Source organism: Pseudomonas sp. 478, assembly GCF_003254125.1.
Classification (GTDB): domain Bacteria; phylum Pseudomonadota; class Gammaproteobacteria; order Pseudomonadales; family Pseudomonadaceae; genus Aquipseudomonas.
In genome coordinates, this window is the sequence record NZ_QKZG01000003.1 from 346,474 (window position 1) to 371,427 (window position 24,954).

A 24,954-nucleotide genomic window follows, 5' to 3' on the forward strand; every position below is an offset into this window, starting at 1 on the left:
TGGACTGCGTAGCAGTCCTTTCTTTTGGGGCCGCTTCGCGACCCAGCGGGAGCAAGCTCCCTCGCCACAATAGCGCCGTCTCAAACAGGTCGGTTCGACATAGCCCCGGCCCTGTCTGGCTCTGCGATGGCTGGTTACCCAGGATCCTCAGAGTCTCACAAGCCCCTCTCGGGAAAGCAGGCAGTGTTAGCGCCCTGACGCACTAGGATGGATCGAGGTTATCCAGCACCCGATTCACCGCCAGCTCCCCCAGCATGATCGACTGTTGAATACCCAGCAGTGTGTTGCTTTGCGATCCTTCCAGATATCTCGCGAAATCGCTCGCCATGACGTTGGCTGATGCAAGCGATTCACAGGCGTATGCCAGCAGGGTGTGATTGTCGATATCGGGGGCGATGAGGAAGATTTTGCTTGGTTGGCGTGGAGCATCCGGATCGGTGTCCGGTGAGTTCGATTTATATTCACGCATCATTCAGGTCCTGGAGATTAGAGCTACCACCACATCCCTACTAATAAGATGAGGTGGTAGCTGTGCGCAGGTTAGTAGACCGGGGACCCGTGAGACCGGCGCGCTCGAGAGCGCCCTACGCACAGCCACCATAAAGTACAGGGATGGGGATACCTGACAATCTGATGCGCTATACGCCACGGGTAAACACGGGCTACTAAACCCGATCACTGGAAATCAGTGATGCGAACGAAGTTACCGATGGCCCCCAAAGCGCACAAGCCGGCGGATTCTGGAGTAGTTGTAGGCAATGCCGCAAGGCGCTGTGGCCTGTTCAAGGTAGTTCGGAAATGTCTTACACCCTTCAGCGAAGCGTCCGCTTTGGCATAGGCAACTGCACCCTTTTTGGTGGACTTGCGAACGCTTTCTCGAGCAAGCCCGCTCCCACAGGGATTTGCGGTGTGGAGTGATTTTTGTTCCACCACCCATCCACTGTGGGAGCGGACTTGCTCGCGAATGACTGCGAAGCAGTCACGCCTTCAGCGGCTCAACCTTACGCGTCAACAACTCCACAAACGCCTTAGCCATCGGCGACTTCTGATCCTTGCGCTGCACCAACCAAACCGCCGACACGGCCTCAGGATCGAGCAGAGGCCGATAGACCACACCATCGATGCGCATCCGTTGATAAGACGCCGGCAGCACCGAAACACCCAACCCCGCCGCCACCAGACCAATGATCGTCATAGCCTCGCCCGCCTCTTGGGCAAAGTGCGGACTGAAACCGGCATCCCGGGCCAGGCTGAGCAATTGTGCGTACAGACCACTGCCATAACTGCGTGGGAAAAATACGAAAGGCTCGAGGGCCAGGGCTGACAGAAACAAGCCTTCTTCGCTGTCGTTCACCAATGGATGCTTGGAGCTGAGCACCGCCACCAGTGGCTCACGCATCAGCTCCACCACGCTGAGCGAGTCCGGCAACCCAAGCGGCCGCATGATCCCGACTTCAATCGACTCATCCACCAGCGCATCCGCTACCTGAGTGCTGCTCATCTCCCGCAGGTTCAGGTGCACCGCCGGGAATCGCTGACGAAACGAAAAAATCGCCTGAGGGATGGTCGAGTTGAATGGCGCCGACGAGGTGAAGCCAATCTTCAGTTCGCCCAGCTCACCCAGCTGCGCCCGCCGTGCAACATCCGCCGCCTTGTCGACCTGTGCCAACACCAGCCGCGCCTCTTCCAGAAACAGCCGACCGGCTTCACTGAGCTCGACCCGACGATTGGTCCGCTCGAACAACCGCGCGCCCACCTCTTGCTCCAGCGCCTGAATCTGCTGGCTCAGGGGCGGTTGCGAGATGCCCAGCACCTGGGCGGCGCGGCCAAAGTGCAGCTCTTCGGCGACGGCGATGAAGTAGCGCAGGTGACGCAATTCCATGAAAACTCCATTAGGTCGTTAAACCTATCAAACAGGTCGAACAATATATTGGATTGAATCATTAGGCAGCTATATGCTTTTTTCATTGCCTGACCGGCTGCGCCCTCCGAGGTCCGAAGTGAAAACTGCTGTTGCTCCCCTTGCCCATGAAGTTCCGCCCGCAGCGGTGGACGATGTTGTCGCCGAATTAAAGGAGATCTACATCGAAAAAGGCACGCCGATGTTCATGCGCACGGTGCTGGCGCTGTTCTGCGGCGGCTTCGCGACCTTCGCCCTGCTTTATTGCGTGCAGCCGATGATGCCGCTGCTGTCCCATGAGTACGCCATCAACGCCGCCCAGAGCAGCCTGATCCTGTCGGTCGCCACCGGCATGCTCGCCATTGGTCTGCTGATCACCGGCCCGATCTCCGATCGCATCGGGCGTAAACCGGTGATGGTCGCCGCGCTGTTCGCTGCCGCGCTCTGCACAATCGCCAGTTCCATGATGCCGAGCTGGCACGGCGTGCTGGTGATGCGGGCGCTGATAGGGTTGTCATTGAGTGGCCTGGCAGCGGTTGCCATGACGTACTTGAGTGAAGAGATTCACCCGCAGCACATCGGCCTGGCCATGGGTTTGTACATCGGCGGCAACGCGATTGGCGGGATGTGCGGACGCTTGATCACCGGCGTGCTGATCGACTTCGTCAGCTGGCACACAGCGATGCTGGTGATCGGCGGCCTGGCCCTGATCGCAGCGGCGGTGTTCTGGAAAATCCTTCCCGAGTCGCGCAACTTCCGCGCCTGCTCTTTGCACCCCCGCAGCTTGATTGACGGCTTCACCCTGCACTTTCGTGACGCCGGCCTGCCGCTGCTGTTCCTTGAAGCCTTCGTGCTGATGGGCGCGTTCGTCACCCTTTTCAACTACATCGGCTATCGCCTGCTGGCCGAGCCGTACCACATGGATCAGGCCTTCGTCGGGCTGCTCTCGGTGGTGTATCTGTCGGGTATCTACAGCTCAGCGAAAATCGGCTCGTTGGCCGACCAGCTCGGCCGTCGCAAAGTGCTGTGGGCGACCATCGTGCTAATGATCGCCGGCCTTGCACTGACCATGTTGACGCCGCTGCCGGTGGTGATCATCGGCATGCTGATCTTCACCTTCGGCTTCTTCGGCGCCCATTCGGTGGCGAGTAGCTGGATTGGCCGCAGAGCTATCAAGGCCAAAGGGCAAGCATCGTCGCTTTATCTGTTCAGCTATTACGCCGGTTCGAGCATTGCGGGTACGGTGGGCGGGGTGTTCTGGCACTTGGGCGGGTGGAACGGAATCGGGTTGTTCATTGGCGGGTTGCTGGTGATTGCGCTGTTGGTGGCGTTGAAACTGGCGAAGTTGCCGCCGCTGGGCGGAGTGAAAGCCTGACGCGGAACCCTGTGGGAGCGGGCTTGCTCGCGAAAGCGGTGGGTCAGTCGACATCGATGTTTAATGTTCAACCGCTTTCGCGAGCAAGCCCGCTCCCACATTTTGACCGCATACGATCCGATATCTCATACAAAAACGCCCGGCATAAGCCGGGCGTTTTTTATTGGGCGACGATCACTCGTGATACTGCGCCGACAGTTCATGCACCGCGCGCAGGAAGGCGCCGGCGTGTTCCGGGTCGACTTCCGGGGTGATGCCATGGCCGAGGTTGAACACGTGGCCGCTGCCCTTGCCGTAGCTGGCGAGGATGCGACCGACTTCGGTGCGAATGGCTTCTGGCTTGGCGTAGAGCACGGTCGGGTCCATGTTGCCTTGCAGGGCGACTTTGCTGCCGACGCGATCACGGGCGCTGCCGATGTCGCAGGTCCAGTCCAGGCCTAGCGCGTCAGCGCCAGCATCAGCAATGCTTTCGAGCCACAGGCCGCCATTCTTGGTGAACAGAATGACTGGCACTTTACGGCCTTCATGTTCGCGGATCAGGCCGCTGACGATTTTGCGCATGTAGGCCAGGGAGAATTCCTGGTACGCCGCCGCCGACAGGCTGCCGCCCCAACTGTCGAAGATCTGCACCGCTTGCGCCCCGGCCATAATCTGGCCGTTGAGGTAGCTGGTGACCGTCTGCGCGAGCTTGTCCAGCAGCAGGTGCAAGGCTTGCGGGTTGTCGTAGAGCATGGTTTTGGTCTTGCGGTAGTCTTTCGACGAGCCGCCTTCGACCATGTAGGTGGCCAGGGTCCATGGGCTGCCGGCGAAGCCGATCAGCGGCACGCGGCCGTTCAGTTCGCGGCGGATGGTGCTGACCGCGTCCATGACGTAGCCGAGGTCTTTGTGCGGATCAGGAATCGGCAGTGCTTCGATGTCAGCCATCGTGCTGATGACTTTCTTGAAGCGCGGACCTTCACCGGTTTCGAAGTACAGGCCCTGTCCCATGGCATCGGGGATGGTCAGGATGTCGGAGAACAGGATCGCCGCGTCCAGTTGTGGGTAGCGGTCGAGCGGCTGCATCGTGACTTCGCAAGCGAACTCCGGGTTCATGCACAGGCTCATGAAGTCGCCGGCCTTGGCACGGCTGGCGCGGTATTCCGGCAGGTAGCGACCGGCCTGACGCATCATCCAGACAGGCGTGACGTCTACGGGTTGCTTGAGCAGGGCGCGAAGGAAACGGTCGTTCTTCAGGGCAGTCATGTCGGCATCCGGAAAAAAAGTGGGGGCATTTTCTCAGAGCGCGACGCAAAAGGCACGGTTGCAGGTCAGCCTTTTGTCTATCGGGTCAATTTGTCGCGGTGGAATGCGCTATTTAGCAACACCCTGAAACCAATGTGGGAGCGGGCTTGCTCGCGAAGAGGCCGTCACATTCAACAGAGATGTTGACTGACAGACCGCCTTCGCGAGCAAGCCCGCTCCCACATTTAATCGCGTTTCAAGTCTAGTTAAACGCCCAGGTAATCCAGGATCCCTTCGGCGGCATTGCGGCCTTCGAAGATCGCCGTCACTACCAGGTCAGAACCGCGAACCATGTCGCCACCGGCGAAGATTTTCGGGTTGCTGGTCTGGTGCTTGTACTGACCTTGCTCCGGGGCCACGACGCGGCCCTGGCTGTCGGTCTGGATGCTGTGCTGTTCGAACCACGACGCCGGGCTTGGACGGAAGCCGAACGCGATGACCACGGCATCAGCCGGGATGATCTCTTCGGAACCCGGAATCGGCTCGGGGCTGCGACGGCCACGGGCGTCCGGTTCGCCGAGACGGGTCTCGACCACCTTCACGCCTTCGACGCGGTCTTCACCGACGATCGCGATTGGCTGGCGGTTGTAGAGGAATTTCACGCCTTCTTCCTTGGCGTTCTTCACCTCTTTGCGCGAGCCCGGCATGTTCGCCTCGTCACGACGATAAGCGCAGGTCACCGATTTGGCGCCCTGGCGAATCGACGTACGGTTGCAGTCCATCGCCGTGTCGCCGCCACCCAGCACCACCACCTTCTTGCCTTTCATGTCGACGAAATCTTCCGGCGACTTTTCAAAGCCCAGGTTGCGATTGACGTTGGCGATCAGGAAGTCCAGCGCGTCATGCACGCCCGGCAAATCCTCACCGGCAAAGCCGCCCTTCATATAGGTGTAGGTGCCCATGCCCATGAACACGGCATCGTACTCTTCGAGCAGTTGCTCGACGGTCACGTCCTTGCCCACTTCGGTGTTCAGACGGAACTCGATGCCCATGCCGGTGAAGACTTCGCGGCGATTGCTCAGCACGGTCTTTTCCAGCTTGAACTCGGGGATGCCGAAGGTCAGCAAGCCGCCGATTTCCGGGTTCTTGTCGAACACCACCGGGGTCACGCCGCCGCGGACCAGCACGTCGGCACAGCCCAGGCCTGCCGGGCCCGCGCCGATCACCGCAACACGCTTGCCGGTCGGTATGACCTTGGACATGTCCGGGCGCCAGCCCATGGCGAACGCGGTGTCGGTGATGTACTTCTCGACCGAACCGATGGTCACCGCACCGAAGCCGTCGTTAAGGGTGCAGGCACCCTCGCACAGACGATCCTGCGGGCACACCCGGCCGCACACTTCCGGCAGGGTGTTGGTTTGGTGCGACAGCTCGGCAGCCTGGAGGATGTTGCCCTCGGCCACCAGCTTCAGCCAGTTCGGAATGAAGTTGTGCACCGGGCACTTCCATTCGCAATACGGGTTACCGCAACCCAGGCAACGGTGGGCCTGATCGGCCGAGTGCTGGGGTTTGAAGGGTTCGTAGATCTCCACGAACTCTTTCTTGCGTTGACGCAACAGTTTCTTCTTCGGATCCTTGCGCCCGACATCGATGAACTGGAAGTCGTTATTCAGACGTTCAGCCATTGTTAAAACCTCATCAAACTCTTCAGGCGCATATCACTGCGGGTTGGCACGGGTGCTGGAAAGCAACGATTTCAGGTTGGCAGCCTTGGGCTTGACCAGCCAGAAACGACGCAGATAGTCATCGAGGTTTTCAGCGAGGTTACGACCCCACTCGCTGTCGGTTTCCTCGACGTATTCGTTCAGCACGCGTTGCAGGTGGCTGCGATAGGCTTCCATCGCCTCACCGCTGATCCGCTGGATTTCCACCAGTTCGTGGTTGACCCGGTCAACGAAGGAGTTGTCCTGGTCGAGCACGTAGGCGAAACCACCGGTCATGCCTGAGCCGAAGTTGTAACCGGTCTTGCCCAATACGCAGACGAAACCACCGGTCATGTACTCGCAGCAGTGATCGCCCGTGCCTTCCACCACGGTGTGAGCACCGGAGTTACGCACGGCGAAACGCTCGCCCGCGGTACCGGCGGCGAACAGCTTGCCGCCAGTGGCGCCGTACAGGCAGGTGTTGCCGATGATGGCACTGTCCTGAGTCTTGTAGACGCTGCCCTTCGGCGGAACGATGACCAGTTTGCCGCCGGTCATGCCTTTGCCGACGTAGTCGTTGGCGTCGCCTTCCAGGTACATGTTCAGGCCGCCGGCGTTCCACACACCGAAGCTCTGACCAGCCGTCCCTTTGAAGCGGAAGGTGATCGGTGCGTTCGCCATGCCTTGGTTGCCATGCTTGCGAGCGATTTCACCGGAGATCCGCGCGCCGATCGAACGGTCGCAGTTGCAGATATCCAGCGCGAAATCAGCGCCGCTCATGTCGTTGATGGCCGAGGTAGCCATGTCGACCATTTTCTCGGCCAGCAGGCCTTTGTCGAACGGTGGGTTGCGATCGACCTGGCAGAACTGAGGCTTGTCTGCCGGGATGTGATCGCTGCCCAGCAACGGCGTCAGGTCCAGGTGTTGCTGCTTGGCGGTCTGGCCTTCGAGGATGTCCAGCAGATCGGTACGACCGATCAGTTCTTCGAGGGAACGCACGCCCAGCTTGGCCAGCCACTCACGGGTTTCTTCGGCGACGTAGGTGAAGAAATTCACCACCATGTCGACAGTCCCGATGTAGTGATCCTTGCGCAGCTTCTCGTTCTGAGTCGCGACGCCGGTGGCGCAGTTGTTCAGGTGGCAGATACGCAGGTATTTGCAGCCCAGCGCGATCATTGGCGCGGTGCCGAAGCCGAAGCTTTCAGCGCCGAGGATCGCTGCCTTGATCACGTCGAGGCCGGTTTTCAGACCGCCGTCGGTTTGTACCCGCACTTTGCCGCGCAGGTCGTTGCCCCGCAGGGTCTGGTGAGTTTCGGCCAGGCCGAGTTCCCACGGAGCGCCCGCGTATTTGATCGAGGTCAGCGGCGATGCACCGGTACCACCGTCGTAGCCGGAAATGGTGATCAGGTCCGCGTAGGCTTTGGCCACACCGGCAGCGATGGTGCCGACGCCCGCTTCTGCAACCAGCTTCACCGAGACCAAAGCCTTCGGGTTGACTTGTTTCAGGTCGAAAATCAGCTGCGACAAATCTTCGATCGAATAGATGTCGTGGTGCGGTGGAGGCGAGATCAGGGTCACGCCCGGCACTGCGTAACGCAGCTTGGCGATCAGACCGTTGACCTTGCCGCCTGGCAGTTGACCGCCTTCGCCGGGCTTGGCGCCCTGAGCGACTTTGATCTGCAGCACTTCAGCGTTGACCAGGTATTCCGGGGTCACACCGAAACGACCAGTCGCGACCTGTTTGATTTTCGAGCTCTTGATGGTGCCGTAACGCGCCGGGTCTTCGCCGCCTTCGCCGGAGTTGGAACGCGCACCGAGGCGGTTCATCGCTTCGGCGAGGGCTTCGTGAGCTTCCGGCGACAAGGCGCCGAGGGAGATGCCCGCGGAGTCAAAGCGCTTGAGCACCGATTCCAGCGGTTCGATCTCGCTGATGTCCAGCGGCGTGTCCAGAGTTTTGACCTTGAACATGTCACGAATCATCGACACCGGACGGTTGTCCACCAGCGCCGTGTATTCCTTGAACTTGCTGTAGTCGCCCTGCTGCACAGCGGCTTGCAGGGTGTTGACCACGTCCGGGTTGTACGCGTGATATTCGCCACCGTGGACGAACTTCAGCAAACCGCCCTGCTGGATTGGCTTGCGGGGGCTCCAGGCTTCGGCCGCCAGGGCTTTCTGCTCGGCTTCGATGTCGACGAAACGCGCACCTTTGATGCGGCTCGGAACGCCACGGAAGCTCAGCTCGCAGACTTCTTCAGACAGGCCGATGGCTTCGAACAACTGCGCACCGCGGTACGACGTAATGGTCGAGATACCCATCTTCGACAGGATCTTCAACAGGCCTTTGGTGATGCCTTTGCGGTAGTTCTTGAACACCTCATAGAGGTCGCCCAGGACTTCACCGGTACGGATCAGGTCGCCCAGCACTTCGTAGGCCAGGAACGGATAGACCGCCGAGGCGCCAAAACCGATCAACACGGCGAAGTGATGCGGATCGCGGGCCGTCGCGGTTTCCACGAGGATGTTGGAGTCGCAACGCAGGCCTTTTTCGGTCAGGCGATGGTGCACCGCGCCGGTGGCCAGGGAAGCGTGGATCGGCAACTTGCCCGGGGCAATGTGACGGTCACTCAGCACCACCTGGGTACGACCGGAGCGCACGGCTTCTTCAGCCTGATCGGCAACGTTGCGGATCGCCGCTTCGAGGCCGACGCTTTCGTCGTAGTTGAGGTCGATGATCGCGCGCTCGAAGCCCGGACGATCGAGGTTCATCAGCGAGCGCCACTTGGCCGGGGAAATGACCGGCGAGCTGAGGATCACACGCGAGGCGTGTTCCGGCGACTCCTGGAAGATATTGCGCTCGGCACCGAGGCAGATCTCCAGCGACATGACGATGGCTTCACGCAGCGGGTCGATCGGCGGGTTGGTGACCTGCGCGAATTGCTGGCGGAAATAGTCGTACGGCGTGCGCACGCGCTGGGACAGCACGGCCATCGGCGTATCGTCGCCCATCGAGCCGACGGCTTCGTAGCCTTGCTCGCCGAGCGGACGCAGCACCTGATCACGTTCTTCGAAAGTGACCTGGTACATCTTCATGTACTGCTTGAGCTGGTCGACGTCGTAGAACGCCGAACCGTGGTCGTTGTCTTCCATGGTCGCCTGGATGCGCAGGGCATTCTTGCGCAGCCATTGCTTGTACGGATGACGCGACTTCAAGCGGTTGTCGATGGCGTCGGTGTCGAGGATCTGGCCGGTTTCGGTGTCCACGGCAAAGATCTGACCCGGGCCAACACGGCCCTTGGCGATCACGTCTTCAGGCTGGTAGTTCCAGACACCGATTTCCGAGGCCAGGGTGATGAAACCGTTCTTGGTGGTGACCCAACGCGCCGGACGCAGACCGTTACGGTCGAGCAGGCACACCGCGTAACGACCGTCGGTCATTACCACGCCGGCCGGGCCGTCCCACGGTTCCATGTGCATGGAGTTGTATTCGTAGAATGCACGCAGGTCCGGGTCCATGGTTTCGACGTTCTGCCACGCAGGCGGAATGATCATCCGCACACCACGGAACAGGTCGATGCCACCGGTGACCATCAGCTCGAGCATGTTGTCCATGCTGGAGGAGTCGGAACCGACACGGTTGACCAGCGGGCCGAGTTCTTCCAGGTCCATCAGGTCATTGGTGAACTTGGTGCGACGGGCCACGGCCCAGTTGCGGTTACCGGTGATGGTGTTGATCTCGCCGTTGTGGGCGAGGAAGCGGAACGGCTGAGCCAGCGGCCATTTCGGCAAAGTGTTGGTCGAGAAGCGCTGGTGGAACACGCAAATCGAGGTCTGCAGGCGCTGGTCGCTGAGGTCTGGATAGAAGGCGGTCAAATCCGCCGGCATCATCAGGCCTTTATAAATGATGGTCTTGTGCGAAAAGCTGCAGACGTAGTGATCGGCGTCGGCGGCGTTGGCCACGGACGAGCGACGACGGGAGGTGAACAGCTTGACGGCCATGTCCTGATCGCTCAGGCCATTACCGGCGATGAACACTTGTTCGATCTGCGGCAGGCGCTCAAGGGCCAGACGACCGAGGACGCTGGTGTCGATCGGCACTTTGCGCCAGCCGACGAGGGTCAGGCCAGCAGCGAGGATCTCGCGGTTCATGTTCTCGCGAGCGGCTTCGGCTTTGACCGGGTCCTGGTTGAAGAAGACCATGCCCACTGCATATTGCTTGGGCAGTTCGACACCGAAGGTTTCCTGGGCGATGGCTCGCAGGAACACATCCGGCTTTTGAATCAGCAGACCGCAACCGTCACCGGTCTTGCCGTCGGCGTTGATCCCACCGCGGTGGGTCATACAGGTCAGGGCCTCGATGGCCGTTTGCAAAAGGGTATGACTGGGCTCGCCCTGCATATGGGCTATCAGGCCGAAACCGCAGTTATCCTTGAATTCATCTGGTTGGTACAGACCTGCTTTCATAGACACTTTCTCACCAGGCTGCCTCTTGTCGAGGCAAATTTCTTTTCAATTCAACCACTTACCATCCGCGCCGAACGTACGCCAGCTTTGCGGGGGCAAAAGGGAGGTCATTGTACACACCGACACGGAGGCTCACAAATTTGACGACGAACTGTCGCAAATCTATGTCGCATTTGTGAAAGGTTTAAAGCGATATGCTGTGCTAGTCAAAACTTTTTTAATTTTGACCGCAACGACTCAAAGACTACTGTGACGCAGACACCACAAGGCACGCGGCCCAAGGGTCTGTTGGTGCTTGCTGACGAACCGCGTTGTGATGCCAACGTGCGTGAGGCAAGGCGCGGGATGCCGCCAATGGCTCTTCCCTTGGCAAGTCCCGCAACGCAGCCTCGCGCGCGTTGGCGCGCAACGCGGTCGTCAGCAAGCGCCAACAGACCCTAAGGGCGGCGCGCACTTGCAGAAATTTTGAGGTGCTTGGAGAGGCGGCCTGGGTAAGGCCGCCGAATCTTCAGCGAGTTGTTGCCAGTTCCTGTTGGACGCTGGCGACAGTGCGAGGCCAAGGTTTACCAGCCTGAACCTTCGCTGGCAAGGCCTTGATGGCGGTAACGGCTGCATCGCGGTTGGCGAAGCTACCGTAAGTGATGACGTAAAGCGGCTTGCCGTTGAGGACTTTCTTGAAATAACGGTACTCGCCGCCCTGCTCCTTGACGAAGGATTGCGCGGCCGCTTCGGAGCTGGTGCCGAGGATCTGCACCACGTAGTTACCCGGCGCTTGTGCTGAGTACCAGGTGCCGCCAGCGGCCTTGGCCACGGTGGCTGGTTTCTCGACAGGCTTGGCAGCAGCAGCGGCGGCTGGTTTGGCTGGCACTGGAGCCGGCTTCACGGCAGGCGCAACCGGGACTGGCTTGGCCGTCGCGACCTGAGTCGGCGCAGGCACAGGCTTGGCGGCAGGTGTCGGTGCCGGGCCAGGCTGGACGCCCGCAGGCGGCGCGGTGGTAGTCACGGTCGGCGGCGTAGCGCTCGAGCCTTCGACCGGCACACCGTCATCGCCTTCGGTGATGCCACCGGCGGCTTCGGCCAGCGGACCGCGCATGACCGGCTGCGAGTTGCCGACCAGCGGCAATGGCATCGGTTGCGAGTTACCGGCGAATTCGACGGCAGGCGCGCCGCCGCTGTTAGGTTGTGGCGTGCCCTGACCGAGCGGCAGTTGCGCCTGTTCGTTGGCAGGTGCGCCAGTGGTCGGTGCTTTGCTGCGACCCGGCATCAACCAGGCGGCGGCTACCGCGACCACGACAACAGCGGAAATCGCCAATACGTGTTTCTTCGGCATGTTGAACCCCATACTTGGACGCTTCACCGCTGAGCGGCTGGCAATCATGGCTTCGATCATCGCATCGCGGGCAACCTGGTTGATGGTGCCAGGCCAACCGTCGGAGCTTTCGTGAATATCAGAGATCTGATCTGCGGTGAAAAGTTCGATACCCCGGCCGGCGCCTTCGAGTCGCTGGTCCAGATATTCGCGGGTTTCTTCTTCGGTGTAAGGCTGCAATTCGATGACGTGGAAACGCTCTTCCTCGAGGCTCAGCGCATCCAGTTGAGCAATCAACGACGACTCGCCGAACAGGAACACATGCGGGCGACCTTCCGGTGCACCGGCGGCCAGGGCCAGCAAGGCTTCCAGCGCGGACTCGTCGAGTTGCTCGGCGTCATCCACCAGCAGATAGACTTCCTGCCCCGTCAGTGCAAGTTGCACCACTTGAGCCAGAATCGCGCCGATCTCGGCCTGGGCGACGTTCAGCGCCTGAGCCACCTGACGCAGCACGCCGGCCGCGTCACCGGCGCCACGGGCGGAAACAACCACGCTCTGCACCGACTGTTTGTTGGTGCTGGCCACCAGGGCCTGACGCAACAGCGTCTTGCCACTGCCTTGCGGGCCGGTGACGACCAGCAACAACTGACTGTAGCGTGCCAGGTGATGCAGTTGCCCCAGCACCGGTTTGCGCTGGGCCGGGAAGAATTTGAAGCCAGGCACCCGTGGAGAAAAAGGGTCATGACTCAACTGGTAATGGCCGAGGAAAGCCTCGTCGGCGTGCAAACTAGTCATCGGGATCTTATTAACCTTTAAGCTGAGCCAGAGCGCGGTAATCCGCTCCCAGCGTGGCCTGTAAAACCTCTTTCGGATAATCGTCGGTCACCACCGCTTCGCCCATGTGGCGCAGCAGCACCAGGCGCAAACGACCGTCGATCACTTTCTTGTCAATTGCCATGTGTTCGAGAAAATCGGCTTCAGTCATCTCTTCAGGCGGGATAACCGGCAGGCCGGCACGCTGGAACAGACGAATGCCGCGATCGCGCTCTTGCTCGCTGATCCAGCCCAGGCGCGCGGACATTTCCAAGGCCATTACGGTGCCAGCAGCGACCGCCTCACCATGTAGCCAGACACCATAGCCCATATGAGTTTCGATGGCGTGGCCGAAGGTATGACCCAGGTTAAGCGTGGCGCGAACACCGGTCTCCCGTTCGTCGGCACCGACCACCGCAGCCTTGGCCGCGCAAGAGCGCTCGATGGCGTAAGTCAGAGCTACTTGATCCAGAGCGCGCAGGCGATCAACGTTTTCTTCGAGCCAGGTCAGAAACGGCTCGTCGCAGATCAGCCCGTATTTGATGACTTCAGCAAGCCCGGCGGAGAGTTCGCGGGCCGGCAGGGTATTGAGGGTCGCGGTATCAATCAGCACCACGTTCGGCTGATAGAAAGCGCCAACCATGTTCTTGCCCAGCGGATGGTTGATCCCGGTCTTGCCGCCCACCGAAGAGTCGACTTGCGACAGCAGCGTGGTCGGAATCTGGATGAAATCGACACCACGCTGGTAGCAGGCGGCAGCAAAACCGGCCATGTCACCAATCACGCCGCCACCGAGGGCGATGACCGTGGTACGGCGGTCGTGCCGCGCGGTCAGCAGACCGTCGAAAATCAGTTGCAGGGTTTCCCAGGTCTTGAACGCTTCGCCGTCCGGCAGCACCACGGAAACCACCGAGAACTGTGCGAGGCTGCGGGTCAGACGCTCGAGATAGAGCGGCGCAACGGTCTCGTTGGAGATGATCGCCACTTGCCGTCCGCGGATGTGCGGGGCCAGCAGCTCAGGCTGATCCAACAAACCTTCGCCAATATGAATCGGGTAGCTGCGCTCGCCTAGATCGACCTTGAGTGTCTGCATGTGTCCCCACAGTGAAGATGGAATCAGGCGTCCTGCCTTGAGTTAACGAATATCCACGGCGTCTGCTGGTGTGACGCCGTTCGGTAGCCATCTGCCACAACCTTGAGCGGCCATGACAGGACGCCGAGGATAGCGCATTTCGCGCTGCGCTTTAACGGGGAGGTAGCTGCTGCAAGCGTTCGAGAATATCGAGCACCACCATTCGCGGCGGCCGCTCATCGGTTTCCACCACCAGATCGGCGATTTCCCGATAAAGCGGATCGCGGATCGCCAGCAGATCCCGAAGGGTCTTGGCCGGATCGGCAGTACGCAACAGGGGTCGATTGCGATCGCGGGACGTGCGGCCCACCTGCTGCTCGACAGACGCATGCAGATAAACCACCCGCCCCCCGGCGTGCAGCGCCCGGCGATTGGCCTCGCGCATCACCGCGCCGCCACCGGTCGCCAGCACCACGCCGTCGCACCCACACAGCTCGGCGATCATCGCCTGCTCGCGGTCACGAAAGCCCGGCTCGCCTTCCTTATCGAAAATCCACGGGATATTGGCGCCCGTGCGCAATTCAATTTCCTTATCGGAATCTTTGAACGGCAGGCGCAGCTCTTTGGCCAGCAACCGGCCGATGGTGCTTTTTCCAGCCCCCATCGGTCCAACAAGAATCAAATTTCGCACAGAATCAATGACTCACAGCAATCGCCTGGTTATTCATGATACGCGGAGTGAGAAATACCAGCAGCTCGGATTTTTTCTCCGAAACCACGTCACGCCGGAAAAGGCGGCCAAGATACGGCACATCACCGAGAAATGGCACCTTATCTACAACCTTGCTCTGAGTATTTGAGAAAACCCCGCCAATCACGATGGTCTCGCCGTCGTTGACCAGGACCTTGGCATTGACCTCGTTTTTCTTGATCGGCGGCACATCCTGCACCTTGTTCAGGTAGTCCGGTTCGTCCTTGGTGACCTTGACCTCCATGATGATCCGGTTGTCCGGAGTGATCTGCGGCGTCACTTCCAGAGACAGCGAGGCCTCCTTGAACGACACCGAGGTAGCGCCGCTGGAGCTGGCTTCCTGATAGGGAATCTCTGTGCCCTTGAGGATTTTCGCGGTTTCCTTGTCCGAGGTGACCACCTTGGGCTGCGAGACGATTTCGCCGTTGCCGGTTTTTTCCATGGCCGTCAGCTCAAGATCCAGCAGCACATTGTCAGTGATGAAAGCGATGCCGAGCCCCGAGGTGTTGCCGGCGGCGCCCAGGTCGACGAACGGCGAGTTGGTGCTGGTGCTGCCAGGCGTACCGATGGTCGATGAAGCATTCGCCCCATTATTGCTGACGCCTGAGGTGTTCCAGTTGCCCTTGTTCTGCATCGATCCACCCCAGCGCACGCCGAGGCTTTTGTCATAGTCGACGTTGGCTTCAACGATGCGCGCCTCGATCATCACCTGACGCACCGGAATATCCAGTTGCGCGACGATACGGCGCAGTTCGTCGAGGCGATCCTGGGTCTGGTAGGCAATGATGTTGTTGGTCCGCTCATCCACCGTGATCGAGCCCCGCTCGTCGGCTTTGGCCTCGGCACTGGTCACCGACTGGAACAGCTTGGCGATATCGGCAGCTTTGGCGTAGTTGACCTGCAACAGCTCGCGACGCAGGGGGGCCAGGTCGGCGATTTGCTTCTGTGACTCCAACTCCTGACGCTCGCGGGCGGAGATTTCATCGGCCGGCGCCACCAACAAAACATTACCGATCTTGCGTTTATCCAGGCCCTTGGTTTTCAACACCAGATCCAGCGCCTGATCCCACGGCACGTTCTGCAAACGCAGCGTGATGCCGCCCTGCACCGTGTCGCTGGCCACCAGATTGAGGTTGGTGAAATCGGCGATCAGTTGCAGCACCGAACGCACATCAATGTCCTGGAAATTCAGCGAGAGCTTTTCACCGGTGTAGGCGAAGCGTTCGGTGTTGCGTTTCTGCAAGTCATCGACGGTCATCGGCCGGATGCTGACAGTCAGCTTGTTGTCGGTCTGGTAAGTCGAATAATCGAAGGCGCCGCTGGGTTCAATGCTGATCGTGGCCCGATCACCCGTGGCGCTGGCGTTGACGAACTGCACCGGGGTGGCGAAATCCTTGACGTCCAGACGCACACGCAACGGTTCAGGCAATTGGGTCTTGGGGAAACCGAGGATGATCTTGCCGTCGCGCTCCTGAATGTCCGGGGCGATGGAAGGATCCGACAGATCGATGACCACATTGCCTTCGCCCTGGGTGCCGCGCTGGAAATCCACACCCCGGATGGCCTTGCCTACAGGCGCATAGGCTTTCGCCGGGGCTGGCGTTGCAGTCGCTGTGCGCGGGGTTTTGGGCGCCGGGCTGGAGGCCGTTTTGTTGGCGCCTTGCCCGACCACCACAAACAGCGTGTTGCCTTCGACCCGTGCGTTGTATGGCGTCAACTGGGTCAGATTGATGATCAGCCGCGTACGATCCTTGGCTTGCACCACCGTGGCGCTGCGGGCATTTCCGCCACCCAGTTCACGACTTTTGCTTTTTAGCTGACTGACAACGCCAGGCAGATCCAGCGCAATCCGTGCAGGCGATTCCGTGGTGTAACCGTGAGGCGACGGTGGCGGCTCATCGAACGACAACTTCAACTCGACGCGGCCCCCCGGCAGCGCCGCTACATCCAGCGCTTTGAGGTTGGCCGCTAGCACCATCGGCGACAGCAACGCTATCCATAGCGAAATACCGAAGGTTGAGAAAATCCTGTTCATTTTTCGAGTTCCACTATGAGTGCTCTTTCAAAGGGATGGTCCGCGGCCGCTCCAGCCAGGCGCCTTCGCCGTCGGGAACGATTTCGACCACATCGACCTGCGAGCTACTGATGGCGACGATCCGCCCATCGTTACGCCCCAGGTAATCGCCGACTTTCAACCGATGTACCCCGCCCGCCCCGCGCAGCAGCGCAAAGGAGCCGGTCGCATTGGCGATCGTTCCGACCATTTCAAACTGCTCGATGTTGAAACCTTCGAGGTACTGTTTGACCCGGTTCGGGTCAGGTTTGACGTTGCGCGAGCCGTGTTTCTGGCCGGCCAGATCGACTCTGATCTGCCGGGAAAACGGGCTTCGCAGGTTGGCGGCGCTGTAGGTGAATGTTGGGTAAGACCGAAATGTCGGCGTTGGTTCAATCTTGCCGGGCGCACGCAAACGCATTTCGTTCATGTACGCGTCCAGGTCGCTGAAGTCATTGTCGCTGCCGCAACCGGCCAGGCTGGCGACCAACACAACCATCGAAAAACAACGAGTCGGGCTCATTTTTGCAGCCCCTTGTCGTTGTAGCGGTAGGTCTTGGCGAGGATGCTCATGCGCAACTTCGGACCACCTTCCGGGTTGGCCGGCGCAAGGTCGAAGTCATGCAGGGTGACAATCCGTGGCAGCCCGGCGACGCCGCTGACGAAGGTAGCCAGGTCATGATAGGCACCGGTGACGGTGATCTGGATCGGCAGTTCGATGTAGAACTGCTGCGTGTTCTCCGGCAGCAGTTTGATCTCTTCGAACTCCAGGCCACTGCCCAGGCCGGTGCGCGTGATGTCCTCCAGCAGGCCGGGCACTTCGGTGTCACTGGGCAATTGCCGCAGCAGCACGCCAAAGGAGTTCTCCATTTCCTTCATCTGCTGCGTATACAGCTCCAGATTCGCCGCCATATGGGCTTTGTCGGCGAATTGCTCCTTGAGGGTCGACTCTTCCTCGCGCTTGAGTTCGAGTTGGCTCCGAAGGTCGCTGATGGAAAAACTGTAGCCCAGTGAAAACACCAGAATCATGAGCAGGATACCCGCCAGTGCCTTGATGGCTGGCGGCCAGGAACCCATGTTATTGGTGTCCAGGTCATTGATGTCGATCTTGCGCAGGCCTTCGAACCAGTCAGACAGCCTCATTTGCCGCCCTCCGTAGCGGCGGGCTGAGCCTGACGAACGGTCAGCTGAAAGACGTTGGTCTGATCCAGCTGACCGGCGGTCGTCGCTTTGACTTCCGTGAGGCTGGGCGCATCAAACCAATCGGACGCATCCAGATTGCGCATCAGGTCTGACACACGATTGTTGGACTCCGCCGCACCCGTGATGGACAAGGACTTGCCGGCCATTTTCACCTCAGTGAAATACACGCCGTCAGGCAGCGTCCGCGCCAGCTGATCGAAAATACGCCCGCTGATCGGCCGGTTGCCTTGCAGGTCCTGGATGATGCGCCTGCGCTCGACCAATTGCTGGCGACGGGCCTTCAAATCGCTGATCTGTTTAATCCGCTCGTCGACCACGGCAATCTGTTTGCCGATGTAATCGTTACGAGCTACTTGCCGATCGATAGCGCCGCTGATGGCCTGGTTCGCGATCAACACCGCGCCCACGGCCCCCACCATCACACCGACCAGTGTCAGCAAAAAGCGTTTGCGGCGCGCTTCACGCAGCTCTTCACGCCAGGGTAAAAGATTGATCCGCGCCATCAGTCGAAACTCCTGAGGGCCAGCCCGCAGGCGATCATCAGTGCCGGCGCATCGCTGGCCAGGGCACCGGCGTTGACCTTGCTGCTCAGGGTCATGTCGGAGAAGGGATTGGCCACTTGCGTCGGCGTTCCCAATCGTTGCTCGATCAACCGGTCCAGCCCTGGGACCGATGCGGTACCGCCGGCCAACAGAATGTGATCAACCGAGTTGTACTGACCCGAGGCGAAGAAAAACTGCAACGAGCGCGACACCTGCTGCACCAGCGCGTCGCGAAACGGCTGCAGCACCTCACTGACGTAATCGTCCGGCAAACCACCCTGCTTCTTCGCCAGCCCCGCCTGCTCAATGGTCAGGCCATAACGTCGCTGGATTTCCTCCGTCAATTGACGACCACCGAACAATTGCTCGCGGGTGTAGATGATCCGCCCCTGATGCAGCACGCTCAGAGTGGTCATGGTGGCGCCGATATCGACTACCGCTACCGTCAGACGTTCTTGAGAGGCAGCCAGCTGGCTCGCCAGCAATCCGTAGGAACGCTCCAGCGCATAAGCCTCGACGTCGACCACGCGGGCTGTCAGGCCGGCCAGGGCCAGGGCCGCTTCCCGGACTTCGACGTTTTCCTTGCGACAGGCCGCCAGCAGCACGTTGACTCGCTCGGGGTTGCGCGCAGAAACGCCCTGGACCTCAAAGTCGATGGCCACTTCGTCCAATGGATAAGGGATGTATTGATCGGCCTCGATCTTCAGCTGGTTTTCCATTTCATCGTCGGAAAGTCCGGCGTCCATCTCGATGGTCTTGGTAATCACCGCCGAACCGGCCACGGCCACGGCGACGTTCTTGAGGTTGGTCCTGGCCTTGAGCAGCACGCGCGCGAGTGCCTGCCCTACGCCTTCGAGCTCGGCGATATTTTTCTCGACCACAGCGTTAGTGGGTAAAGGTTCCACCGCATAGGCCTCGACCCGATAACGGTCGCCTTGGCGGCTTAGCTCCAGAAGCTTGACCGACGTGGAGCTGATGTCGATCCCCAGAAGCGTATTGGCCTTTTTATTAAAGAGTCCTAGCACTACCAATTCCCTATGACTATCCGTGTCTTACGGACTCTGTAATATCAGTTGCGTTCAAACCACCCGTCTTGACAGCAGCGCAAATGACGCTCTCGGCGGAAAAATGCTTATAATGCCCAGCGTTTTTTTCCGGTTTTTACTTCAAGCGCGGGTCGTTCCCTGTTTATCTGAACCCTGATGCCTAATTCATTCTTTGCCCTGGATGTCCAAAAGCCTTGATTCGTCTGCTGAAATTTTTCGGATGGTCCATCGTCGCCGTTTTCTGCGGACTGCTCCTCGGTCTTAGCGGCGCCTTTCTCTACCTTAGTCCGGGTTTACCATCCGTGGAGGCTCTGAGAAGCATCCAGTTGCAGATTCCTTTGCGGGTCTACAGCAGCGATAACAAGCTGATCGCAGAATTTGGCGAAATGCGCCGCACACCGATCCGGTTCGCCGACATTCCCCCCAATTTCATTAATGCGTTACTAAGTGCTGAAGATGACAACTTCGCCAATCACTACGGTGTCGACCCCAGCAGCCTGATGCGCGCGGCCACCCAGTTGGTAAAAAGCGGACACATTCAGTCCGGCGGCAGCACCATCACCATGCAGGTGGCGAAGAACTTCTTCCTGACCAGCGAACGCAGCTTCTCACGCAAAACCACCGAAATCCTCCTGGCCCTGCAGATTGAACGGCAGCTGACCAAGGACGAGATTCTTGAGTTGTACGTCAACAAGATCTATCTGGGCAACCGCGCCTACGGCATCGAGGCCGCCGCGCAGGTTTACTACGGCAAGTCGATTCGTGATGTCAGCCTGGCGCAGATGGCGATGATCGCCGGCCTGCCGAAAGCCCCTTCGCGCTTCAACCCGCTGGCCAATCCGGCCCGCAGCAAGGAACGTCGCGACTGGATCCTTGGGCGCATGTACAAGCTCGGCAAAATCACCGAAGCCGACTACACCACCGCGATCAACGAGCCGCTGAACGCCAGTTATCACGTGCCGACTCCGGAAGTGAACGCACCGTACATCGCTGAAATGGCCCGCGCCGAAATGGTCGGCCGTTATGGCAGCGACGCCTATACCGAGGGTTTCCGCGTCACCACCACGGTGCCGAGCAACCTGCAGGAAATGGCCAACACCGCAGTCCACGAAGGGTTGATGACCTACGACCAGCGTCATGGTTATCGCGGACCGGAGTCGCGCCTGCCGGGCAAGACTCGCGAGGCCTGGACAATCGAGCTGACCAAGCAGCGCACCATCAGCAGCCTTGAACCTGCCATCGTCACCCAGGTCGACAAGACCGGCCTGCAAGTGATGACCCGTACCGGTGACGAACACGTCGGCTGGGACAGCATGAAATGGGCGCGCCCGTTCCTGAACACCAACAGCATGGGCGCCAATCCGAAGCAGCCTTCGGACGTTGCGCAGGTCGGCGACCTGATTCGTGTGCAGCGCCAGCCGGACAACTCGCTGAAATTCAGCCAGATCCCGCAGGCTCAGGGCGCGCTGGTTTCCCTCGATCCGCAGAACGGTGCCATTCGCTCCCTGGTCGGTGGCTTCGCCTTTGAGCAGAGCAATTACAACCGCGCCCTGCAGGCCAAGCGTCAGCCGGGCTCGAGCTTCAAACCGTTCGTCTACAGCGCCGCACTGGATAACGGCTACACCGCCGCCAGCCTGGTGAACGACGCACCGATCGTGTTCGTCGACGAATACCTGGACAAGGTCTGGCGGCCGAAGAACGACACCAACACCTTCCTCGGTCCGATCCGTCTGCGCGAAGGGCTGTACAAGTCGCGCAACCTGGTGTCGATCCGTCTGGTGCAGGCGCTGGGCGTTGATCGCACCATCGACTACATCAGCAAGTTCGGCTTCAACAAGCAGGACCTGCCGCGCAACCTGTCGCTGGCCCTGGGCACCGCGACGCTGACGCCAATGGAAATCGCCACCGGCTGGAGTACTTTCGCCAACGGCGGCTACAAGATCACCCCCTACATCATCGAGAAAATCGAAAGCCGCAATGGCGACACGCTGTTCGTCGCCAACCCGTCGAGCGTCCCGAAAGGCAACGTCGCCACTGACGGCATCGCCGCTCCTGTCGCGGCCAGCGCCTTCACCGTCAACGCAACCCCGGGCGAAGCCCTGACTGCCCAGCCAGCGCCACAAACGCCGGCCGTGGCCGAGCGCATCATCGATGGTCGCACCACTTTCATCCTCAACAGCATGCTCGAGGACGTCATCAAACTCGGCACCGGTCGCCGCGCCCTGGCCTTGGGCCGCAGCGACATTGCGGGCAAGACCGGTACCACCAACGAGTCCAAGGACGCCTGGTTCTCCGGGTACAACGCCGATTATGTGACCACTGTCTGGACCGGTTTCGACCAGCCTGAAAGCCTGGGTCGCAAGGAGTTCGGCGGTACCGTCGCCCTGCCGATCTGGATGAACTACATGGGCGCCGCACTCAAAGGCCTGCCGCCCCATACGCAGCCAGAGCCGGAAGGCATTCTCAGCCTGCGAGTCGACCCGATCAGCGGCCGTGCAGCCACCCCAGGCACGCCAGGCGCCTACTTCGAGCTGTTCAAGGCCGAAGACACGCCACCGTCAGCGAACGAACTGGGCAACGGCAGTGCGCCGGGCAGCCCACTGCCTGCGGATGAAGCGGCACCGATCGATTTGTTCTGATCGCCTGACGCTGCAAAAAGCCCCGCCTTCGAAAGAAGAGCGGGGCTGATCGTTCCCACGCTCTGCGTGGGAATGCCTCTACGGACGCTCCGCGTTCGGCTGTGGGAAGGGACGCGGAGCGTCCCGGGCTGCATTCCCACGCAGGGCGTGGGAACGATCATCTGCAGGCAAAAAAAAAGCCCCGACTCGCAAGAGCCGGGGCTTTGTGTTGAAGCGCTACAACGACTTAGCCGTTGAACACGTCATCCACGCTTTTGAGCGGGTAGTTCTTCGGATACGGCAGGGTCGCTACGCCGGTCTCGATCGCAGCCTTGGCCACGGCATCGGAGATCACGGTGATCAGACGAGCATCCATTGGTTTCGGAATGATGTACTCACGACCGAATTCCAGTTTGATGCCGCCGTAGGCGTCGCACACTTCCTGAGGAACCGGCAGCTTGGCCAATTCACGCAGGGCGTTGGCCGCAGCCACTTTCATTTCTTCGTTGATGCGCTTGGCGCGAACGTCCAGGGCACCGCGGAAGATGAACGGGAAGCCCAGCACGTTGTTGACCTGGTTCGGGTAGTCCGAACGGCCGGTCGCCATGATCACGTCGTCACGGGTGGCGTGAGCCAGTTCCGGGGCGATTTCCGGATCAGGGTTCGAGCACGCGAACACGATCGGGTTGGCCGCCATGGATTTCAGGCCTTCAGCGCTCAGCAGGTTCGGGCCGGACAGGCCAACGAACACGTCCGCGCCTTTCAGGGCGTCGGCCAGCGTGCGTTTTTCAGTCGAGTGAGCGAAAACAGCCTTGTACTGGTTCAGGTCGTCACGGCCGGAGTGGATCACGCCGGTACGGTCAACCATGAAGATGTTTTCGATGTTGGCACCCATGCTCACCAGCAATTTCATGCAGGAGATGGCAGCAGCACCGGCGCCCAGGCAGACGATCTTGGCGTCAGCGAGGGTTTTGCCAGCGATTTCCAGGGCGTTGATCATGCCGGCCGCAGTCACGATCGCGGTGCCGTGCTGGTCATCGTGGAATACCGGAATGTCGCACTGCTCGATCAGAGCACGTTCGATCTCAAAGCACTCAGGTGCCTTGATGTCTTCCAGGTTGATGCCACCGAAGGTGATGGAGATGCGCTTGACGGTGTCGATGAAGGCTTGCGGGCTTTCGGAGTCGACTTCGATGTCGAAAACGTCGATGCCGGCGAAGCGCTTGAACAGCACGCCTTTACCTTCCATTACTGGCTTGGAAGCCAATGGGCCAAGGTTACCCAGGCCGAGAATTGCGGTGCCATCGGAAATGACTGCAACCAGGTTGCCTTTGCCGGTGTATTTGTAGGCCAGTTCAGGATCGCGGGCGATTTCGCGTACTGGTTCGGCTACGCCGGGGCTGTAGGCCAGCGACAGGTCGCGGGCGGTAGCGGTGGCCTTGGTGAGCTCGACACTCAGCTTCCCTGGACGGGGATGGGCGTGATATTCGAGAGCGGCAGTTTTCAGATCAGACATAGGGGCATTCCGCTTTTTACTGTTGGACAGACGGACCGCCGAGGATACTCGTGTCGCAAAGTCCCTACAAGACTGACCGGTCACCCCTGTCAAGCACCCGGCCCTACGACTTTGGACCAAGAGCCGCGTAACACAAGGGATTGACTGTTCACAATCAGAATAAAAAATGTCTACAATTTTTTATCACTGCGCCATCTGAAGCATCGCCGGGTCGGTCAAGGGCAAAAGCCAGCGTGCCTGTCCTTCTTTCAGGCCGCCGCGCCGCGAACGGTCCAGCACCCAGCCACGGGCTTCGATCTGCCTGCCCTTCAGCCGCTCGAGATTCGCCACATCGAACTGCCCCAGCAAATTGGGTGCAACGCGCAGTACAACCGAATCCTGCAATTCGATCCAAACCCCGCCGCGATTGCGCTGAACCTTGCTCACACGACCGCTGAGCACAGCGAAACCGGACGTGTTGATCTGCTCCGCTTTCAGTACAGGGGATTGACGCCACAACCCGAGTCCGGCCTGACGGGCGCGGTGTTCCGCCGCTTGCTGGCAGTCGACCAGATCGACATTTGGCGCGACCGCTACCTGGAAACCAAGTCCTTCAGCGAGCATCTGCGCTTCAAGGTTCGCGCCATCGGCGCTGTAGACATGGGCCAAGGTGCGGCCGTAATGGTCTTTGCTTTCTTTACCGGGCAATAAACCGACCCGTCCGTCGCTTGCAGCCACCAGTGCTTCCAGGCGTTGGCGTGCCGCCACTGCGAACGGCTCGTCGGAACGGCCTTTCTTGCCCAGCTCCGGCGTATTCAAACCGATCATGCGCACGCTGCGGCCATCGCTCAGGCGCAGCGTGTCACCATCCACCACCCGCTGCACCACAACGGGTGTCAGCCCGCTCGGCGCCGGGCAGAAGGCCTGGGCACCGGAAAGCCAAATCGCAGACACAAAAAAGGCGCCCGCGAGGGACGCCTTTTTCATCAGCAAGGTAAAGCCCATGGGGCTTTGCAACCTTACTCTGCAGCAGCAGGAGCTTTCTTGCCGAAAGCACCGAAACGGTCTGCGAAGCGCTGTACACGGCCGCCAGTATCCAGAGTCTTCTGCTTACCGGTGTAGAACGGGTGGCACTCGTTGCATACGTCAGTACCCAGTGGCTTGCACAGGTTCGAACGAGTTTCGAACTTGTTGCCGCAGCTGCAAGTTACTTCGATGGTTTCGTACGCTGGATGGATATCGGCTTTCATGGTGTATTCCTCAGGCTAGTGTGCCGCCACTCAACACTATTGTTGAATACCGCACATAATTAGGCCGCGGATTCTACCAGACCTTTGCGATCACGCAAGCTGTCCCTTACACCAGTCGTCTGCTAGGCTCCCGGCCCAAAGC

The 24,954-nt window shown here is 60.0% G+C and carries 18 protein-coding genes; 2 read left to right on the forward strand and 16 right to left on the reverse strand.

Translation table 11 applies throughout. The annotated features are described in order from the left end of the window. Positions 1-202: 202 nt before the first annotated feature. Positions 203-469 (reverse strand): DUF6124 family protein, encoded by a 267-nt coding sequence (locus tag DFS28_RS08405; protein ID WP_111449360.1) that lies wholly within the window; start codon positions 467-469, stop codon positions 203-205. Between the two features lie 510 nt (positions 470-979). After that, complete coding sequence (locus DFS28_RS08410; RefSeq protein ID WP_111449361.1) at positions 980-1,882, reverse strand: LysR family transcriptional regulator; 903 nt, start codon at positions 1,880-1,882, stop codon at positions 980-982. A gap of 118 nt (positions 1,883-2,000) precedes the next feature. Here DFS28_RS08410 and DFS28_RS08415 point away from each other — a divergent pair, with 118 nt between their 5' ends. Beyond that, positions 2,001-3,275, forward strand: coding sequence for an MFS transporter (locus DFS28_RS08415; protein ID WP_111449362.1), 1,275 nt, complete (start codon positions 2,001-2,003; stop codon positions 3,273-3,275). Positions 3,276-3,449: 174 nt separating this feature from the next. Here DFS28_RS08415 and hemE read toward each other — a convergent pair whose 3' ends face one another. The 11 genes from hemE to DFS28_RS08480 all read right to left on the reverse strand — a co-directional run bounded on the left by hemE (position 3,450) and on the right by DFS28_RS08480 (position 19,428). Further along, a complete protein-coding gene (gene hemE, locus DFS28_RS08425) occupies positions 3,450-4,517 on the reverse strand; it encodes a uroporphyrinogen decarboxylase (RefSeq protein WP_008149581.1) in 1,068 nt (355 codons plus the stop codon). Positions 4,518-4,762: 245 nt separating this feature from the next. Next, positions 4,763-6,181 carry an FAD-dependent oxidoreductase gene (locus DFS28_RS08430; protein WP_008149580.1) on the reverse strand — a complete coding sequence of 473 codons (1,419 nt, stop codon included), beginning with the start codon at positions 6,179-6,181 and terminating at the stop codon, positions 4,763-4,765. A 33-nt stretch (positions 6,182-6,214) separates the two neighbouring features. Further along, positions 6,215-10,660, reverse strand: a complete 4,446-nt coding sequence (gltB, locus tag DFS28_RS08435) for a glutamate synthase large subunit (protein WP_111449363.1) — start codon at positions 10,658-10,660, stop codon at positions 6,215-6,217. Between the two features lie 508 nt (positions 10,661-11,168). Further along, positions 11,169-12,764, reverse strand: a complete 1,596-nt coding sequence (locus DFS28_RS08445) for an AAA family ATPase (RefSeq protein ID WP_111449364.1) — start codon at positions 12,762-12,764, stop codon at positions 11,169-11,171. A gap of 10 nt (positions 12,765-12,774) precedes the next feature. After that, positions 12,775-13,875 (reverse strand): 3-dehydroquinate synthase, encoded by a 1,101-nt coding sequence (gene aroB / locus DFS28_RS08450; RefSeq protein ID WP_111449365.1) that lies wholly within the window; start codon positions 13,873-13,875, stop codon positions 12,775-12,777. A 151-nt stretch (positions 13,876-14,026) separates the two neighbouring features. After that, the gene (aroK, locus tag DFS28_RS08455; protein WP_010464421.1) at positions 14,027-14,545 is read right to left on the reverse strand and encodes a shikimate kinase AroK; all 519 of its coding nucleotides are present in this window, start codon (positions 14,543-14,545) and stop codon (positions 14,027-14,029) included. Positions 14,546-14,549: 4 nt separating this feature from the next. Then, entirely contained in the window at positions 14,550-16,640 is a 2,091-nt protein-coding gene (gene pilQ / locus DFS28_RS08460; RefSeq protein WP_111449366.1) for a type IV pilus secretin PilQ, read from the reverse strand. A gap of 13 nt (positions 16,641-16,653) precedes the next feature. After that, on the reverse strand, positions 16,654-17,181 hold the full coding sequence (locus tag DFS28_RS08465) for a pilus assembly protein PilP (RefSeq protein ID WP_111449367.1): 528 nt from the start codon (positions 17,179-17,181) through the stop codon (positions 16,654-16,656). Beyond that, entirely contained in the window at positions 17,178-17,801 is a 624-nt protein-coding gene (gene pilO, locus DFS28_RS08470; protein ID WP_111449368.1) for a type 4a pilus biogenesis protein PilO, read from the reverse strand. The genes DFS28_RS08465 and pilO overlap by 4 nt, the downstream gene beginning before the upstream one ends. After that, a complete protein-coding gene (locus DFS28_RS08475) occupies positions 17,798-18,364 on the reverse strand; it encodes a PilN domain-containing protein (RefSeq protein ID WP_111449369.1) in 567 nt (188 codons plus the stop codon). Before DFS28_RS08475 ends, pilO begins: the two co-directional genes overlap by 4 nt. Next, on the reverse strand, positions 18,364-19,428 hold the full coding sequence (locus DFS28_RS08480; RefSeq protein WP_111449370.1) for a pilus assembly protein PilM: 1,065 nt from the start codon (positions 19,426-19,428) through the stop codon (positions 18,364-18,366). The genes DFS28_RS08475 and DFS28_RS08480 overlap by 1 nt, the downstream gene beginning before the upstream one ends. Before the next feature lie 215 nt (positions 19,429-19,643). Here DFS28_RS08480 and DFS28_RS08485 point away from each other — a divergent pair, with 215 nt between their 5' ends. Continuing rightward, a complete protein-coding gene (locus DFS28_RS08485) occupies positions 19,644-22,088 on the forward strand; it encodes a penicillin-binding protein 1A (protein ID WP_111449371.1) in 2,445 nt (814 codons plus the stop codon). A gap of 226 nt (positions 22,089-22,314) precedes the next feature. Here DFS28_RS08485 and DFS28_RS08490 read toward each other — a convergent pair whose 3' ends face one another. The 3 genes from DFS28_RS08490 to rpmE form a co-directional block, all read right to left on the reverse strand. Continuing rightward, entirely contained in the window at positions 22,315-23,583 is a 1,269-nt protein-coding gene (locus DFS28_RS08490) for a malic enzyme-like NAD(P)-binding protein (protein ID WP_008149557.1), read from the reverse strand. Between the two features lie 183 nt (positions 23,584-23,766). Continuing rightward, the gene (locus tag DFS28_RS08495; protein ID WP_111449372.1) at positions 23,767-24,567 is read right to left on the reverse strand and encodes a thermonuclease family protein; all 801 of its coding nucleotides are present in this window, start codon (positions 24,565-24,567) and stop codon (positions 23,767-23,769) included. Between the two features lie 14 nt (positions 24,568-24,581). Next, positions 24,582-24,812: a 50S ribosomal protein L31 gene (gene rpmE / locus DFS28_RS08500; protein WP_008080648.1), complete on the reverse strand. Its 231-nt coding sequence runs from the start codon at positions 24,810-24,812 to the stop codon at positions 24,582-24,584. Positions 24,813-24,954 lie beyond the last annotated feature (142 nt).